The organism is Microvirga sesbaniae (genome assembly GCF_025460805.1).
Lineage (GTDB): Bacteria > Pseudomonadota > Alphaproteobacteria > Rhizobiales > Beijerinckiaceae > Microvirga > Microvirga sesbaniae.
Genome location: NZ_JAMXFJ010000009.1, coordinates 182,984 through 198,057, shown reverse-complemented (window position 1 = coordinate 198,057; position 15,074 = coordinate 182,984). Strand labels below are relative to the sequence as shown.

14 protein-coding genes and 1 riboswitch are annotated in these 15,074 nt (G+C 63.3%); of the genes, 7 read left to right on the top strand and 7 right to left on the bottom strand.

The genetic code is table 11. The annotated features are described in order from the left end of the window. The first annotated feature begins 5 nt into the window (after positions 1-5). The 3 genes from OCW50_RS15025 to OCW50_RS15015 all read left to right on the top strand — a co-directional run bounded on the left by OCW50_RS15025 (position 6) and on the right by OCW50_RS15015 (position 2,620). Positions 6-605: a penicillin-binding transpeptidase domain-containing protein gene (locus OCW50_RS15025; RefSeq protein WP_262298123.1), complete on the top strand. Its 600-nt coding sequence runs from the start codon at positions 6-8 to the stop codon at positions 603-605. Between the two features lie 34 nt (positions 606-639). After that, positions 640-1,287 (top strand): trimeric intracellular cation channel family protein, encoded by a 648-nt coding sequence (locus OCW50_RS15020; protein WP_262298122.1) that lies wholly within the window; start codon positions 640-642, stop codon positions 1,285-1,287. A gap of 136 nt (positions 1,288-1,423) precedes the next feature. Then, a riboswitch (glycine riboswitch) is annotated at positions 1,424-1,512 on the top strand. 451 nt (positions 1,513-1,963) lie between these two features. Then, complete coding sequence (locus OCW50_RS15015) at positions 1,964-2,620, top strand: L,D-transpeptidase (protein ID WP_506323697.1); 657 nt, start codon at positions 1,964-1,966, stop codon at positions 2,618-2,620. Positions 2,621-3,204: 584 nt separating this feature from the next. On the opposite strand, the gene OCW50_RS15010 is transcribed toward OCW50_RS15015, so the two are convergent. Beyond that, on the bottom strand, positions 3,205-3,789 hold the full coding sequence (locus OCW50_RS15010) for a helix-turn-helix domain-containing protein (RefSeq protein WP_262269695.1): 585 nt from the start codon (positions 3,787-3,789) through the stop codon (positions 3,205-3,207). A 193-nt stretch (positions 3,790-3,982) separates the two neighbouring features. Here OCW50_RS15010 and OCW50_RS15005 point away from each other — a divergent pair, with 193 nt between their 5' ends. After that, positions 3,983-4,483: a fasciclin domain-containing protein gene (locus tag OCW50_RS15005; RefSeq protein ID WP_262298120.1), complete on the top strand. Its 501-nt coding sequence runs from the start codon at positions 3,983-3,985 to the stop codon at positions 4,481-4,483. Positions 4,484-4,594: 111 nt separating this feature from the next. After that, complete coding sequence (locus OCW50_RS15000) at positions 4,595-5,380, top strand: SDR family NAD(P)-dependent oxidoreductase (RefSeq protein ID WP_262298119.1); 786 nt, start codon at positions 4,595-4,597, stop codon at positions 5,378-5,380. A gap of 178 nt (positions 5,381-5,558) precedes the next feature. On the opposite strand, the gene OCW50_RS14995 is transcribed toward OCW50_RS15000, so the two are convergent. Further along, complete coding sequence (locus OCW50_RS14995; protein WP_262298118.1) at positions 5,559-6,533, bottom strand: quinone oxidoreductase family protein; 975 nt, start codon at positions 6,531-6,533, stop codon at positions 5,559-5,561. Positions 6,534-6,726: 193 nt separating this feature from the next. Next, positions 6,727-7,680, bottom strand: coding sequence for an alpha/beta hydrolase family protein (locus OCW50_RS14990; RefSeq protein ID WP_262298117.1), 954 nt, complete (start codon positions 7,678-7,680; stop codon positions 6,727-6,729). A gap of 91 nt (positions 7,681-7,771) precedes the next feature. Between OCW50_RS14990 and OCW50_RS14985 the strand changes: the two genes are divergently transcribed. Continuing rightward, on the top strand, positions 7,772-8,665 hold the full coding sequence (locus tag OCW50_RS14985; RefSeq protein WP_262298139.1) for an AraC family transcriptional regulator: 894 nt from the start codon (positions 7,772-7,774) through the stop codon (positions 8,663-8,665). A gap of 39 nt (positions 8,666-8,704) precedes the next feature. Here the strand turns inward: OCW50_RS14985 and OCW50_RS14980 are convergent, their stop codons facing one another. Continuing rightward, the gene (locus OCW50_RS14980; RefSeq protein ID WP_262298116.1) at positions 8,705-9,424 is read right to left on the bottom strand and encodes a Crp/Fnr family transcriptional regulator; all 720 of its coding nucleotides are present in this window, start codon (positions 9,422-9,424) and stop codon (positions 8,705-8,707) included. A 458-nt stretch (positions 9,425-9,882) separates the two neighbouring features. On the opposite strand from OCW50_RS14980, the gene OCW50_RS14975 reads away from it, so the two are divergent. Continuing rightward, positions 9,883-10,842, top strand: coding sequence for a helix-turn-helix domain-containing protein (locus tag OCW50_RS14975; protein WP_262298115.1), 960 nt, complete (start codon positions 9,883-9,885; stop codon positions 10,840-10,842). Positions 10,843-11,422: 580 nt separating this feature from the next. Here OCW50_RS14975 and OCW50_RS14970 read toward each other — a convergent pair. Genes OCW50_RS14970 through OCW50_RS14960 form a run of 3 tightly spaced genes read right to left on the bottom strand, consistent with a single transcriptional unit; the run spans position 11,423 to position 15,028 of the window. Next, positions 11,423-12,409: an ABC transporter permease gene (locus OCW50_RS14970; RefSeq protein WP_262269685.1), complete on the bottom strand. Its 987-nt coding sequence runs from the start codon at positions 12,407-12,409 to the stop codon at positions 11,423-11,425. Beyond that, the gene (locus OCW50_RS14965) at positions 12,406-13,506 is read right to left on the bottom strand and encodes an ABC transporter permease (protein WP_262298114.1); all 1,101 of its coding nucleotides are present in this window, start codon (positions 13,504-13,506) and stop codon (positions 12,406-12,408) included. Before OCW50_RS14965 ends, OCW50_RS14970 begins: the two co-directional genes overlap by 4 nt. Next, the gene (locus OCW50_RS14960) at positions 13,499-15,028 is read right to left on the bottom strand and encodes a sugar ABC transporter ATP-binding protein (RefSeq protein ID WP_262298113.1); all 1,530 of its coding nucleotides are present in this window, start codon (positions 15,026-15,028) and stop codon (positions 13,499-13,501) included. The genes OCW50_RS14965 and OCW50_RS14960 overlap by 8 nt, the downstream gene beginning before the upstream one ends. Positions 15,029-15,074 lie beyond the last annotated feature (46 nt).

Here is a 15,074-nt window from a genome sequence, read left to right as displayed (position 1 = left end):
ACACGATGGCATGGTCCCTGTTTCAGCTCGCCGTCGAGCGCGGCCCCGCCCGCATCCGGCTCGCGTCCCTCGGGTTCGTCGGCCTTTTCGCCGCGATCGCGGTGCGGCTGGTCGCGTTCGGGCACGGCATCGCGGTTAAGCCGCTCCAGGGCGCCATGGCGGTGGCGGCCCTGGTCAATGGCGGCGACCTGATCACCCCGACCCTCTTGGCCGGACGCGGCCCCGGCCACCGCCTCCGGGCCAGGGCCGTCATCAAGCCGGAAACCGCCGCCGCCATGCGCGACCTGATGCGCCTGAACGTCGACGCGGGATCCGCCCGGCGCGCCGCGCTCGATCCGATCCGGATCGGCGGCAAGACGGGAACCTCCGAGAAGGTCGTTGGCGGTGTCTACTCCAAGGAGAAGGTAATGACCTTCTTCGTCGGCATCGCACCCATCGACGCGCCGCGCTACCTGTTCCTGACGATCCTTGACGAGCCGCGCGGCCTGCCGGAAACCTTCGGCTTCCGCACATCCGCATGGAACGCCGTCCCGGTGACGCGGCGCGTCACGGGTGAGGCCCTGCCCCTGCTCGGCGTCCAACCCTGGACGGCCTCCACGAATTGATATTGATCCCTTACCCCATGATGGACCGCTCCTGATGTTCGACACCTTCACCGCCCTGCTCGACTGGTTCGGGATTGTCGTGTTCGCCACCACCGGGGCGCTGGTCGCCTCGCGCAAGCAGATGGACCTTGTCGGCTTCGTGCTGCTCGGCACCGCGACCGGGATCGGCGGCGGAACGATCCGCGACACGCTCATCGACGCGCTCCCGGTGTTCTGGGTGCGCGAGCCGGCGTATTTGGTCACGTGCGTGCTGGTCTCCTGCGCGGCGTTCTTCCTCGCTCACATCCCGCACTCGCGGCTCAAGCTCCTGCTGTGGTGCGACGCGGTCGGCATGGCCCTGTTCGCCGTGACCGGCGCCGAGAAGGCGCTGCTGGCGGACGCGGGTCCCATCGCGGCCGTCGCGATGGGCGTGATCACGGCCACCTTCGGCGGCATCGTCAGGGATATTTTAGGCGGCGAAAGCCCAGTCATCCTCAGCCGCGAGATCTACGTGTCGGCGGCGCTGGGCGGAGCGGTGATCTTCGTCGCCCTGGCGCTGGCCGGGATCGCGCGCGAGTACGCGCTGGCCGGCGGCTTCTGGGCCGCGTTCGCGATCCGGGCTGCCGCGCTGCGCTGGGACTGGTGCCTGCCGCGCTATCGGCCGCGACCCGGGCGCACGCGGGATGAAATCGATCCCCGTTGATTCGGCAGGTTCCGGGGGCTGTTCTCTATGTGCCCTTCCGGCAACAGGCCCGTGCCTTGTGGCTCGCGTCGGCAGTCAGGGGGAAGGGTCGCGTCCAAGCTTCACAATTTGGCCCCAAACCGACGTAGGTTTCGAACCACTGCAAGCGGGAGAGAGCCAGCGTGCTGGCCGCCGAAGGAGCAACCGCCCCGGAAACTCTCAGGCACCCAGGACCGCTTGCCCGTGCAACACTCTGAAAAGCGGAGCGTCCCGCTCCCGCCCAAGGTGTAAGTCGCCGCCGATCGCCGGCTGCGATGAAGCTCTCAGGCCAATGACAGAGGGGGCTCGCATGCCATCCGCGTGCGGAGCCTTTTCGGAGCCTGATCGTGCCTTCTCCATCCAACCCGCCTATGTGCCAACGCCGGGCCATCCCGGCTCACGCAGCCGCGCCCTTTGGAAGCCGGCACGCTTGTAGGCCGGCGCGACCAGTCACCGCCTGAACCTCGCCTCCGTCCCGCCTGTGCGCCGTTCCGGCAGCGCGGATCCGCGCTCGCGAATTGCCGCCTGCACGGGCGGACGCGAGCGCGCGCGGGCCATCCACCAACCTCCCGTCAGAAAGCACACTCCTCCCATGTCTCCTTTCCTTCTCCTCCCCTGTCGTTCGTCGTCCCCGCACCTCGTCGCGATCTGTATCACGATGCTGGCCCTGGCCCTGTCGGGCTGCGTGTCGACGCAGGCTCCCCAGGACATCGCCCTCAAGGGCCCGGACCCGGTTTACGTCGCCATGTACGGGCCACAGCCGGAGGAGAAGTTTCCCCTCCCGGCCACGGACATCTCGAGCGTCGATCCACAGTTCCTCAGGCGTGAAGTCGCCTACGACACGCCGGAGCGGCCCGGCACCATCGTGGTCGACACCGCCAAACGCCACCTGTATCTCGTGCGGGAGAACGGGCGTGCGATCCGCTACGGCATCGGCGTCGGCGCCGACGGCATGAAATGGGCCGGACGGGCGCAGGTGGGCCGCAAGGCGACTTGGCCGCGCTGGACCCCCACCGCCGCGATGATCAGGCGCGATCCGGAACGCAACCGGCCGTGGGCCAACGGCATGCCCCCGGGACCGAACAATCCCCTCGGGCCGCGCGCGCTCTATCTGTTCCAGGACGGCCGGGACACCCTGTACCGGATCCACGGCACCACGGAGCCCGACACCATCGGCGCGGCGGTGTCGAGCGGCTGCATCCGCATGCTCAACCAGGACATCCTCGACCTGTACGGCCGCGTCCCTGTCGGAGCTCCGGTGGTCGTCCTTTCCGACACGCGGACGGCCGAAGCCTTCCCGGCAGAGCTCACCTAGCGCATCGGACGGACCCAGAGGGCCACGTCAGCGAAAAGTGGCCCCGGTTTTCGCTGGCGCGGCCCTTCGGGTCCGCCTCTTCCGATGCGCCGGTCAAGAGAGGGAGCCTCGGATGAATCCCAAAAGTGGTGTCCACTTTTGGGTCCGAGGCTCTAGCGCATCGCGCGGACCCAGAGGGCCGCGCCGAACGATGCGCCGCTCAAGGAATTGAGCATCGGACATGAAAAGTGGGCCCAGCTTTGGGTCCGATGCTCGTGCGCATCCCGAATGATGCTTTTGAGCCATGAACCCTGACGAAGGGCTGCCATGTTGTGAAGGGCGGCTGGGCGATGCGCCGGGACGGGTCAAGTCCAGGTGTTGGGCGTTGCCGACTGAAGGTCAGCTGACCCCTGGCTGCGGAAGCTCGGCTTTCGTCTGCCTCGTGCCAGAAGCGGCCGCTCAGCGCCTGAGAGCTGCTTCCACTCACGTGGAATCATCTCTCTTCTTTGCCTCGCCGCATTTTTTGACGGTGAACCGGATCCACTTCACCGAAAAATGCTCTAGAGAGGGGAGCCTGCTCACAGTGTCAGCCCAGAATCTGGCCCTCACGGCGTTGTCACCACGATAGCCGAGCAGGGAGCGGGATCCGTGCACCGGTAGCTGTGCGGTGCGCTCGGGTCGAAATAGATCGCATCGCCTTCGTCGAGGACGAATTCGCTGTCGGAGATCCTGAGGACAAGCCGTCCAGTGAGCACGTAGATCAGTTCCGCGCCACCGTGCTGATGCAACTCGGACACCTTCGACGAGGCTGGAAACTCCGCATAGAAGGCTTGCAGCTTGCGGTCGGTCACGGGGAAGTCGAGGCTCTCGAAGAAGTAGGACGGCACATCGTCCCCCGGGCGGTCCGGGAGGCGCATCCGTTCTGACTTCCGCACCACTGCGACCTTGGGCCTGTCAGGGGATTCGACGAAGAAGTAGTCGAGCCCGACGCCGAACACCAAAGCAATGCGCAACAGGGTCGGCAGTGTTGGGATGAGCTGCCCGCGCTCGATCTTGGAGAGCATGGCCGGCGAGAGGCTCGTGTGCTCCCCGAGTTGTACAAGACTGAGCTTCTTTCCCTGGCGCAGAGCTCGGATTTTGGCGCCGATCTCGTATTGCCCCAGCCCGGCCGCCAGCGTCTCCGAAAGCATTGTGCGTCTCCCTTTTCGCCTGAAGCAACTCAGACGGCGTTCTTTTGACTATAGAGAAACGCTATGTTCATGTCACGATAAATTGAGTGGCACGAAAATCAGTTTTCTCTCTAATTGATCATCAGAGGCCGGTATCATGGCTCTCCGCGGTCGCCGAGGGGCGGCCGAGCCACCCTGTGAAGGAACATGAACGATGAATATCGAGATCAGGACTCTGGCAATCGCAACCGTTGCAGCTCTCGGCATCGTAGCCGGCGAAGCAAGTGCCCGTGCCGCCGACCAGGACATCGTCGAAACGGCTGCCGCGGCCGGCCAGTTCAAGACCCTTGCGGCCGCATTGAATGAAGCGGGTCTCGTCTCCACGCTCAAGGGCTCGGGCCCCTTCACGGTCTTCGCCCCGACCGATGCAGCCTTCGCCAAGCTGCCCGCCGGAACGGTCGAGAACCTGCTCAAGCCCGAGAACAAGGACAAGCTCACGGCCATCCTGACCTACCACGTCGTCCCTGGACGCGTGATGGCGGCCGACGTCGCCAAGCTCCAGGAGGCGAAGACGGTGAACGGCAAGACTCTGAACGTAAGCACGAAGGGCTCGGGCGTCATGGTCAACGACGCCAACGTCACGCAGACAAATATCGCGGCCTCGAATGGCATCATCCATGTCGTCGATACCGTGATCCTTCCGCCCAACAATTAATTCCGCGATCTGGAGCACCCTGCCCGGTGCTCCAGACTTCTTCTGTACGCCGGTGCCACTCTGGCCTGCTTCGCTACGCTGTCGGAGGGCCCGTCATTCGGCGACAAGCCCATGCCGCAAGAACCGGAAATCGCGATGTCGCCAGGCGCCTCAAACCCATGGATCTTGAGTAGTCTTGAGCGGCCGGCCCGGGCTGTTGTTGTCGGCGCGTCCGGCGGCATCGGGTCCGCCGTCACAGACCTTCTTGCATCCGAAGGGTTCGACACCGTTCATGCGCTTTCCCGCTCAGAGGTGAGCCGGAGCCTGGCTGGTGTGCAGGAGGGACGGATCGACATCGAGAGAGAGGCAACCATAGCCGCGGCAGCCGAGCAGCTTGCTGACGGCGCTCCCCTGCGCTTCATCCTTGTGGCGACAGGACTGCTCCACGATACCGCTCTCCAACCAGAGAAGACCTATCGTAACCTCGATCCGGAGCATCTTCTCCGGAGCTTCCGCATCAATGCGATTGGTCCGGCGCTTGTGGGCAAGCACATGCTTCCGCTTGTGCCGAAAACGGGCAAGAGCGTCTTTGCGGTCCTCTCTGCGCGCGTCGGCAGCATCGAAGACAACCGGCTTGGGGGCTGGTATGGCTACCGAGCGTCGAAGGCGGCCCTGAACCAATTTGTGCGAACCTTTGCGATCGAACTTGGCCGCCAAAGACCGGAGGCGCTCTGCATCGCCCTTCACCCTGGAACGGTCGATACAGCTCTCAGCCATCCGTTCCAGGCCGGCATCGACGCCGACAAGGTCTTCTCGCCCGAGTCGTCTGCCCAGCGGTTGCTCGCCGTTACGAATTCCCTGACGGCGGCGCATAGCGGGCAATTCTTTGCTTGGGACGGGCAACCATTACGCTTCTGATAGAGAGCCTGAGGTGTCCTTACAGCCCGCCAAGGTCTCCTTTGGCCCGGTCTCTGCCGATCACCCGCCCTTCGAGAATGTCCGGTGTTCGTCTCTTCAGCTGACCCTTGGCCCGTTTCAGCTCAGCGCCACGAGCCGGCCTTAACGGCCGGGTCGATCCAGGCGTTCGGCCGAACCGCTATACGGTCAGGATTGTTGATCCGGTGGTCTTGCGAGCTTGCAGATCCCGGTGGGCCGTGGCCGCTTCCCGTAACGGATAGGTTTGGTTGATCTCGATCTTGACCGCGCCCGAGAGCACCACCTCGAACAGGTCCTGGGCCATGGCCAGAAGATCGGCCCGCTTTGCTGCATACGTTCCCAAGGTCGGGCGTGTCACATACAGCGAGCCCTTCTGTGCCAGGATACCCAGGTTGAGCGGTTCGACAGCCCCGGAGGATTGCCCGAACAGCACCATGAGCCCGCGAGGGGAAAGACAGTCGAGCGAGGCGGAGAATGTGTCCTTGCCCACAGAGTCATACGCCACCGGAACCATGCTGCCATGGGTGATCTCCCTCACCCGCTCGACGAAGTTCTCGCGCGTGTAGACAATCGGATGGTCGCAGCCGTGGGCGCGAGCGAGTTCAGCCTTCTCGTCGCTGCCGACGGTGCCAATGACGGTTGCGCCCAGCGCCTTGGCCCACTGGCACGCGATAAGGCCGACCCCACCCGCCGCGGCATGAAACAGGATGGTCTCTCCTTCCTTGACCATGTAGGTCTGCCGGATGAGGTACTGGGCCGTCATGCCTTTCAGCATCATCGCGGCCGCCTGTTGATCGGAGATCCCGTCCGGCAACACGACCAGGCGATCGGCCGGCATGATCCGCTCTTCGGAATAGGCGCCTTGAGGACCGCCCGAATAGGCGACGCGGTCACCGACCTTCACGTCCGTCACGTCCGGACCAACCGCCTCGACCACACCAGCAGCTTCCGTGCCGAGGCCACTCGGCAGGGAGGCTGGGTAGGCGCCCGAGCGCACATAGGTATCGACGTAATTGAGGCCGATGGCCGTGTGCCGGACACGCGCTTCACCGAGCCCGGGCTGACCGACGTCGACTTTCTCCCAGACGAGAACCTCGGGCCCTCCGGTCTCATGGAAGCGCATGGCGTGGGTCATGGTGTCGTTCCCTTCTGTGTCGATGTGCGGCCCCAGCTTAGGAGAAGGGCGAAGGTCTGCAAGAGGCCGCGTGCTTGCCTCCTCGAGCAGTGTCAGGTTTCTCACAGAGCGGAGTTCCCTCGCCTGACCAACGGGAAGAGGTCTGACGGCACTCGAAACAGTGCCGCCATTCCTTCCTTCCAGCGGGTTGAAGTCACCTGGAGGACTTTTCTTCGACCTGTCCGAGGCCGCTCGCTGGGCCGGCGAGTGCCGCGCAGGCGAAAGCCCAAGCCGCAGCATCATAACCTAGCACGGTTCTCAACCAAGCCAGGGTCATCCGCTTCGTTGCCTCAAGCGCGTCCGGCGCCTCCACCTCGGTCTCCTTGGCGTCGAGCCCGGCGATGCCACCCAGGCCGTGGCCCACACCATGAAGGGTGAGCAGCGCTCGTGCTCCGGGCCCGTCGTGATAAGCATCAGCATGCCACTCAGGACCGCGCGGCGTGAAACGTGGATTGTCATCTGCCCCGCATACGACGAGGCTCGGCGTCACCAGGTGAGCAAAATCGAGATCGAAGAATGGAAAGCGTGCCGCATTCTCTTCCGTCAGATCCTTTCCGCCCCGGCCAGGCGCCGTAAGCAGGATGCCGGCCGAGATGCGGGGATCGTAAAATTCCTCGCCATGCAGGCGCGCGCCCAAGAGTAGGCTGACGGTGTGGCCACCCAAGGAATGCCCCGCCACGGCGATGCTTCCATGGTCGAGCCGCCCCGCCACGGCCGGCGCTTGCTCTTCGATCTCGGGCAGTCGATCGAGGATCGCCCTCACCTCCTCGACACGCTCGCGCCAGAAGAACGGCGCCCCCTCTGTCTCTGCCGGAAGCCCACCGACGCGGGAACTTGCATGCGTCGGCTGAATGACGGCAAACCCGCGCTCCGCCCAGAACAGCGCCAACGGTGCGTAACCGTCTTTGGACGGGAGGTAGTTTGAAGGCCCATAGCCATGCGACAGGATAACGATTGGCAGTTTGTTGCCGCTTGCCGGTGCGGTCAAGCGCAGTTCCAAAGCTTGCCGCCCCGAAAGATCGAGGCGGATCGGCGAGTAGGCGACGGTGAGGGCAGCGTCCGAGGTCGGGATATGAAGAGCGGTATCGATCAGGTTGTTCGTCGTCATTGGAAGTCTCCGGCTGAGAACACCAAGATGGACGAGACCGATCGGACGATCTATGTTCGATCATCCTTGTCTATTGAGCCAAAGTCCAGAAATGTCGGATCCGCTTGCCGAAATCGTCTCGCTTCTCAAGCCCGTCCCTTCGATTGCTAAGGTGGTGACGGCGGGCGGTACTTGGCTCGTGGAGCGCCGGGAGCTCGGAAGCCCGTTCTATTGTGCGATCGTGGAGGGACACTGTCTGCTCACAATCAGCGACCAATCACCAATTACGCTCGCCGCTGGGGATTTCGTTCTCGTCCCGCAAATATATGCCTTCACCATGAGCAGCCTTCAGCCACCGCCGCGAGGGACGCTGCCGCAACGGCTGGAGACGAGCCCCGGTGTCTTTCGCCTGGGCGATCCGGCGGCGGCGGCCGAGGTTACGGCCCTGGTAGGTCATTGTGCCTTCACGGCGAACGACGAGCAGTTGCTGGGTTCGCTGCTGCCGGATATCGTTCATGTTCAGAATGAGAGCAGGCTCATGGATCTGGTGCGGATGATCCATGCCGAAACAGTCGGTCTGCGAGCAGCCCGAGAGATGATCCTGACCCGGTTACTGGAGGTCCTGTTCATCGACGCACTACGCAGCGCGGGAAACCCGACGATATCTCCCGGATTGCTGCGCGGTCTTGCCGACAGCCGACTGGCTCCTGCCCTGCGACACATCCATGAGAACCCAGGCGGTGACATCTCCGTCGAGGAGCTGGCTGAAGCGGCTGCGATGTCACGCTCGGCCTTTTTCGACCGCTTTCGGCGCGAGGTGGGCGTGCCGCCCATGGAATATGTGACGAGCTGGCGCATGGCACTCGCCAAGGACATGCTACTTCGCCGGGCGGCGCCGCTCATCGAGATTGCCGCGCGGGTCGGCTATGCCTCCGCCAGCGCCTTCAACGTGGCATTCACCCGGTCTGTGGGGATGACGCCCGGCGCCTTTGCGCGGAGTTGCTGACGGGCAGGGCGACGACCCACTTTCGGGACCCATCCCGCCTCACTCTGCGGTGAATGTATGTGGCAGCAAGCGCTCAAAGGTTGTCCGTAGCCTCCGGTAGCACTCGCAGGAGCTTTGTTCGAGCTTAACACTGTCAGCTATGGTGATGCCGCCCCTCACCTGTTGGATCACTCCGGCGGCCTGGAGTTTGCCCATGATGGTGGTGACCGTGGAGCGTTGCACACCAAAACGTTCCGCCAGAAGCTCGTGAGTGAGCGGCAGGACGACTTCATCCGTTCTGTGACGGGTGCTCAGGATCCAGCGGCACAGGCGCTGCTCGACACTGTGAACCGTATTGCACGCGACTGATTGCAGGATGCGCGCCTGCATGGCCTCGGCGAAGCGGTTTATCAGCCGTGCGACCAGGGGACGTGCTTGGAGGACCGCTTGTAGCTGATCCAAGGAGATCCGAGAGGCGGCCCCCCGCATCTGCACAACGTAGTTTCCAAAGGCCTGGCGCGTGACCGATGCTGGAATAAGACCCACCACACCTTCCCGGCCGCAGACGGCCATCTCCGCCGTGCTGCCATTTTCCATGACGGCAACCAGAGAGATCACAGCATCATGAGGAAAGTAGGCATAGTGCAGTGCCTCGCCCGCCTCGCAAATGATCTGCCCTCGTCTCAGGCTGACCATCTCGAGATGGGGCTCAAGGTAGACGCGATCGTCCGGCTCCAAAGCGACCAGGAGCCGGTTGGCGTGACGGCTCGCTCGTCTCACGCTATCTCGCATGCCAGATGATCAGCTTGCCGGTGGGTGGCTTGGGACACGGCCATCCTGTCATTGAGTCCAAACTCCATGCAGGCGCCACCACAGATTATTGCTCGATTTTCGATGTGGTTTCTTGCGCATCAAAGTAACATCGAATTCGGCCCTGGATCAGCACACGCCTGTGGCGATAAAGTCGCCAAGCGGCCGGGACTATCCTCCGATTCCAGATGATCGGAAGACGGCCTGACTTGACGTTATGACGTCGCCCGTCCAAGCTTGAGCATGACCGGAGAGGTGCGGCGTGTCTTGGTGTGAGACGAACTGCAATATGGACGTCGGCGAACTGCATCGCCGTATTCGTATGGGCAGGCGCTCGAATGATCTCTGGGCTGTGTAACTGAGGAACAGTCTCTGATGAGATTAGCCGCTGACCGGGCCTGACAGTATCTTGATCGTCTAGGAGGCTCATGCAAACCCGCATCGAGATGAGCGCTCTCGCCACTCCTGCGCATCAGTTCGCGTACTGGCGTGAGATTGTTTGTGAGACTTGGTTCGGGCTGTGGGCTGAGCGAACTGACTCAGGCCCGTTCCATGCAACGATCGAGTTGCACGGGATCGGTGACGTGCAAATGGCCAAGGCCTATCTGCCAGAGCATCGCATGGGCCGCAGCGCGTCTGAGGTCGCGCGCCTTTCACAAACGGCGTATTGCCTGCATCACCTGCACGGAGGAGCGGTGCACGGGGTCTACCAAGGAGTGGAGTACGAAGCTGGTCCTGGCGATCTCTTGCTGTTCGATACGGCTGAACAGTGCGACAGCTTTGTGATTACGCAACCTGTCCAGTCAACCATCCTGCATGTACCCCGCAACCTTCTTGACAGGCACCTCACTTCCCGGGCCCGGACCCTGGTTCGCGTGCAGGGCGGTGATGGAATGGGAGCCCTGCTCTCAGGCTATCTGGTGACACTGTCACAGATGATCCCTACCTTGCCGCCAGAGGCGATGAGCAAGGCCGGCTCGATCTTGTGCGATCTAGCCGCAGCGGCCTTCCTGCCGGCGGGATCAATCAGTTCCGATCAGGGTGGAATTCGACAGGCACGGCTTGCGGCCGCCCGACAGTTCATCACGAACAATCTGGCCGATCCGGAACTGAGTATCGGCAAGGTCGCGGCCCATATGAAGGTCTCGGGGCGGTACGTGCAGAAACTGTTCGAAAGCACCGGGAGCACATTCAGCGAGTTGCTCGTGTCGGCGCGGTTGGACGCCTGCCACCAAGCTTTGACTGACCCTCGGCAGAGCAGGCGCACCATCGCCGACATTGCATTCAGCAGTGGGTTCAACGATCTCTCCTGGTTCTACCGGTGCTACAAGCAGTACTGGAGCGAGACACCAGGTGACACCCGAGCACGCACCTGCCGGCCATCCTGAGGCGTCCAGTCCCAACAATCTCAAGCCTGTGGGATTGTGACTTGCTCCATTCACATCAACGTTCTGGCGGAAGATATCCCCATCCGAAAGGTCAGGGTCAACCATTCACCTTCTAGAGCCTCGGACGTGAAAAGTGGACACCACTTTTGGGTCCGAGGCTCCCTCTCTTGACCGGCGCATCGGATGAGTCGGACCCAGCGGGCCGCGCAAGCGACCCGAAGGGCCACGCTAGTGAATACCGGGTCCACTTTTCGCTGACGCGGCCCGCTGGGTCCGTCCGATGCGCTAGGTGCCCAATCAATGTCGGCTCTTGAGTGCGAAAGCGGACCAAACGCCTACGTCTCAGGAGTGCCAAGCCCGGACCTTCAGCTTGATGCCAGAACTCGCAAGTAGGGCAAGGCGCATTCACCCCAGCGGTGATGATCGTGGATAAGGCAATTGTCGGTGAGTGGATCCGGTTCACCGCAAGGCAATGCGGCACAACGCAGAAGAGAGGTGATTCCACGCCCATGGAAACAGCTTGAGTGCAAACCGGCCTCTGGCGCTCTCTTGACCTTCGATGAGATCGAATGACCAACGATCATCCCGTTACACGGCCTCCACGCCCGTAGACGAGCAGCATGGAGATGATGACGCAGCCATAGATGATCTGCCGACCGGCCTCGGGCATCTGCATGATGGAGAGCACCGAGTTCAACAGCACGATCAGGATGACGCCTACAAGGGTGCCGAGATAGCGCCCGCGTCCGCCGAGGATGTTGGTGCCGCCGATCACCACGGCGGCAATGGCCGGAAGAAGATAGGCATCGCCCATGCCCTGATAGGCCTTGGTGGAGTACCCGGCGAGCAAAACGCCGGCAAGGCCGGCCGCCGCACCCGAAAGCGCGAACGCGATGAGGATCACTCGGTTCGTGTCAATACCCGAGAGATAGGCTGCCCGCTCGCGATTGCCGATGGCATAGATGGCGCGTCCGAGGGTCGTGCGCGTGAGGATCGCAACGGCAACGATGGAAACCGCGAGCCAGACGAGAAGCGCAACCGGAATCACGCCGCCGATGCGGGAAACGGCAAGGTACTGCATCAGGTCCGTGGCCGCCGTCGCCGGGGCGAAGCCACCCGTATGAGCCACCATCAGACCCCGCATCACGGCATTCATGCCCAACGTGAAGATCATGGACGGCACGCGCAGATATGCCACGCCGAGCCCGTTGACGATGCCGACGAGGAGACCGACACCGATGCCTGCCGGGATAGCCCAGGGACCGCCGACGGCCGTTGCCATCATGGCGGCTGCGGTCAGGGTCCAGGGAACCGAGAGGTCGATGTGGCCAAGCAGGATGACCACCATGAGCCCCGCCGACACGATACCGAGGAAGGATCCGACCTGAAGCTGCTGCAGGAGGTATTGCGGCTGCAGGAGCGGCGCATTGCCTTGCGTGTAGACAGTATAGCCTGTCCCGACGAGCAAGATGAGCAGGACAAAGCCGGCCGCGAAGATCACAGGCTTATCGTCGGGCCCGAGGCGCAGACGTCGTGGCGCGATGATCGTGTCGGTCGTTCTGTTCACCGGAACACCTCGAGCTTGTTCTTGAGACGCAGCAGCTTCAGTCCGCCGAGGCTCACGGCGGCGAGAAGCACGATCCCTTCAAACAGGGGCTGCAGCAGGGGCGCCACGTCGAAGATGCGAAAGTTGAAGGAGATCGTGCGCAGCACCATAGCGCCGATCATGGATCCGATGGCGCTGCCGGTGCCGCCGAGGAGCGAGGTGCCGCCGATGACCACGGCCGCGATGGAATTCAGCGTATAGGCGCCCGCCTGGGGAATGTCGGCATTGCCGGACGAGGTCTGGAGCGCCAGGAACAGGCCGCCGAGACCGGCGAAAAGGCCAGCCAACGTGAAGGCCGCGAGTTTCGCCCGGTTGATCGGCAGCCCCGACATGTAGGCCGCGCTCTCGGACGACCCGATCGCATAGACCGTGCGGCCCGTAACGGTACGGGTGAACGGCACCCAGATCAGGATGATGATCAGCGCGAGCAGGACGAGCGGAACCGGGATCCACGCGAAGGGCTGCAGCCACGCCGCCTCGCCATCGTCGAAGAGACCGAAGGTTGCCGCGAATTCGCGCAAGTCGCTGGTGACAGCCCAGGACAGGTCCTCCTGCACCTTGCCGCCGGGTGTCGGCCGCAGGATGAGGGCGAGCCCCATGTAGATCGCACTCGTGGCAAGTGTCGCGATGATGGGCTGGATGCGCCCGTAGACCACGACGCATCCGTTGACGAAGCCGCATGCGGCGCCGGATGCGATGCAGACGACGATGCCGAGCGCGATCTCGGCCGGGCTCCCGTCGACGAGGTGGCTTGCGACGCAGCCCACGAGTGTCATCACGGCGCCGACCGAAAGATCGAGCCCAGCCATGAGCACGGGCACCGTCTGCGCCATCGACACGAGCGCCAAGGCAAAGACCTCGTTGGCGTTCTGGATCAGGATCTGTCCCGTGAATCCGCGGGGATGATTCAGCTGATAGAAGAGGTAGAGCCCGAGGAAGAGCGCGAGCGCGCCGAGGATGCCGGCGTGCTGCCGCCACCGCAGGCCCAAGCCCTCACCCCATCGGCGGGTCTTCAGTTGCGGCTCCGCGGCAGTCGGAGTGAGCACCGTATCAGACATGAGCCGGCTCCCGCTGCTCGACGATGTTGAGTGCGCTCGCGATGAGGTTGCGCTCCGTGATGGCCTCGCCTTCGAGCTCGCGGACGACACGGCCGTCATACATGACCGCGACGCGGTCGCAGCAGCCGATCAGTTCCTCGTAATCCGTCGAGTAGAACAGGATGCAGGCCCCTTGCTCCGCAAGCTCGCGCATGAGCCGGTAGATCTCCTGCTTCGTCCCCACGTCGATGCCTCGCGTCGGGTCGTTGAGAAGGATGATATCGGGATTGGTCGCGAGCCACTTGGCGATGACGACCTTCTGCTGATTGCCGCCGGACAGGGTCGAAACCGGATCACCGGAATTGCCTGTCTTGATCCGCAACTGCTCGATGGCCCGCTCCACGGCCCTCCTGGTGCGGCCCGCATCGATGAACATGCCATGCGAGAGACGGTCGAGCGAGGCCATGGAGATGTTGTCGGCGATCGACATGGAGAGGATGAGTCCCTCGCTCTTGCGATCCTCGGGCACGAGAGCCATCCGGGCCTGTCCGCTCTTTGCGGCCTTGGGCGATGTCGCAGCCGTTGGCTCGCCCTCAAGCGTCACCGTCCCGCGAACACCCCGCAGCACGCCGAACAGTGCGAGCAGCAACTCCTTCTGACCCTGCCCGTCGAGACCGCCCAATCCCACGATCTCACCTCGCCCCGCCTCGAGCCCGACGCCGTTGAGACGGTCCTCCCAGGAAAGATCCCGGATCGTGATGAGAGGCGCCGGACGTGTCCGCCTGAGCTTTGGCGGAAACTGTCCCTCGATCTCGCGGCCAATCATCAGGCCCACGATCTCGTCATTGCTTCGCGAGCCTTTGGCGAAGGTTTCGATATGCCGCCCGTTGCGGAACACGGAGCAGCGATCCGCCAGCGCCTCGATCTCGTGCATGCGATGAGAAATGTAGAGAATGCTCAGGTCGCGCGCCTTCAGCTCGAACAGCATGCGATAGACCCGGTCCACGTCGGCGGACGTCAGGGCCGAAGTGGCCTCGTCGAGAATGAGAAGCTTCGGATCGCGGCCAAGCGCCTTCGCGATCTCGACCATCTGTCGCCGTGAAAGCGGGAGGTCAGAGACGCGGCTCAAGGGGTTGATGTCCTCGCAGCCGATGCGGGCGAGCAGCTCCTCCGAACGCAGACGCTGCGCGCGGCCGTCGATGAACCCGAAGCGGCGTGGCGGGCGCGACAGGGTGATGTTGTCTGCCACCGTGAGCTCCGGCATGAGTGAGAGCTCCTGAAAGATGCAGACGATCCCGGCCCGGTTCGCAGCCGCCGGATTCGGAAACGTGACGGGTGCGCCTTCGAGCGTCATGCGGCCCTCATCCGGCTGCACCACGCCCGTCATGATCTTCATAAGGGTCGATTTGCCGGCGCCGTTCTCTCCCAGGACGGCATGAATCGACCCGCGGTTGCAGGCGAAATCCACATCCCGCAGGGCATGGACGCCGCCATAGCGTTTGGAGATGTTCTCGAGGGCGAAGAATGACGCTGGTGCGGGCATGGGGCCTTTTCAACAATCAGAGGAGGGTCCAGCCCGGACTTTTGTC

Bases quoted from the DNA above. Each gene is read 5' to 3' on its own strand.
- OCW50_RS15025 (WP_262298123.1), top strand. From the start codon at position 6: ATGGCATGGTCCCTGTTTCAGCTCGCCGTCGAGCGCGGCCCCGCCCGC.
- OCW50_RS15020 (WP_262298122.1), top strand. From the start codon at position 640: ATGTTCGACACCTTCACCGCCCTGCTCGACTGGTTCGGGATTGTCGTG.
- OCW50_RS15015 (WP_506323697.1), top strand. From the start codon at position 1,964: ATGCTGGCCCTGGCCCTGTCGGGCTGCGTGTCGACGCAGGCTCCCCAG.
- OCW50_RS15010 (WP_262269695.1), bottom strand. From the start codon at position 3,789: ATGCTTTCGGAGACGCTGGCGGCCGGGCTGGGGCAATACGAGATCGGC.
- OCW50_RS15005 (WP_262298120.1), top strand. From the start codon at position 3,983: ATGAATATCGAGATCAGGACTCTGGCAATCGCAACCGTTGCAGCTCTC.
- OCW50_RS15000 (WP_262298119.1), top strand. From the start codon at position 4,595: ATGCCGCAAGAACCGGAAATCGCGATGTCGCCAGGCGCCTCAAACCCA.
- OCW50_RS14995 (WP_262298118.1), bottom strand. From the start codon at position 6,533: ATGACCCACGCCATGCGCTTCCATGAGACCGGAGGGCCCGAGGTTCTC.
- OCW50_RS14990 (WP_262298117.1), bottom strand. From the start codon at position 7,680: ATGACGACGAACAACCTGATCGATACCGCTCTTCATATCCCGACCTCG.
- OCW50_RS14985 (WP_262298139.1), top strand. From the start codon at position 7,772: ATGTCGGATCCGCTTGCCGAAATCGTCTCGCTTCTCAAGCCCGTCCCT.
- OCW50_RS14975 (WP_262298115.1), top strand. From the start codon at position 9,883: ATGCAAACCCGCATCGAGATGAGCGCTCTCGCCACTCCTGCGCATCAG.
- OCW50_RS14965 (WP_262298114.1), bottom strand. From the start codon at position 13,506: ATGTCTGATACGGTGCTCACTCCGACTGCCGCGGAGCCGCAACTGAAG.
- OCW50_RS14960 (WP_262298113.1), bottom strand. From the start codon at position 15,028: ATGCCCGCACCAGCGTCATTCTTCGCCCTCGAGAACATCTCCAAACGC.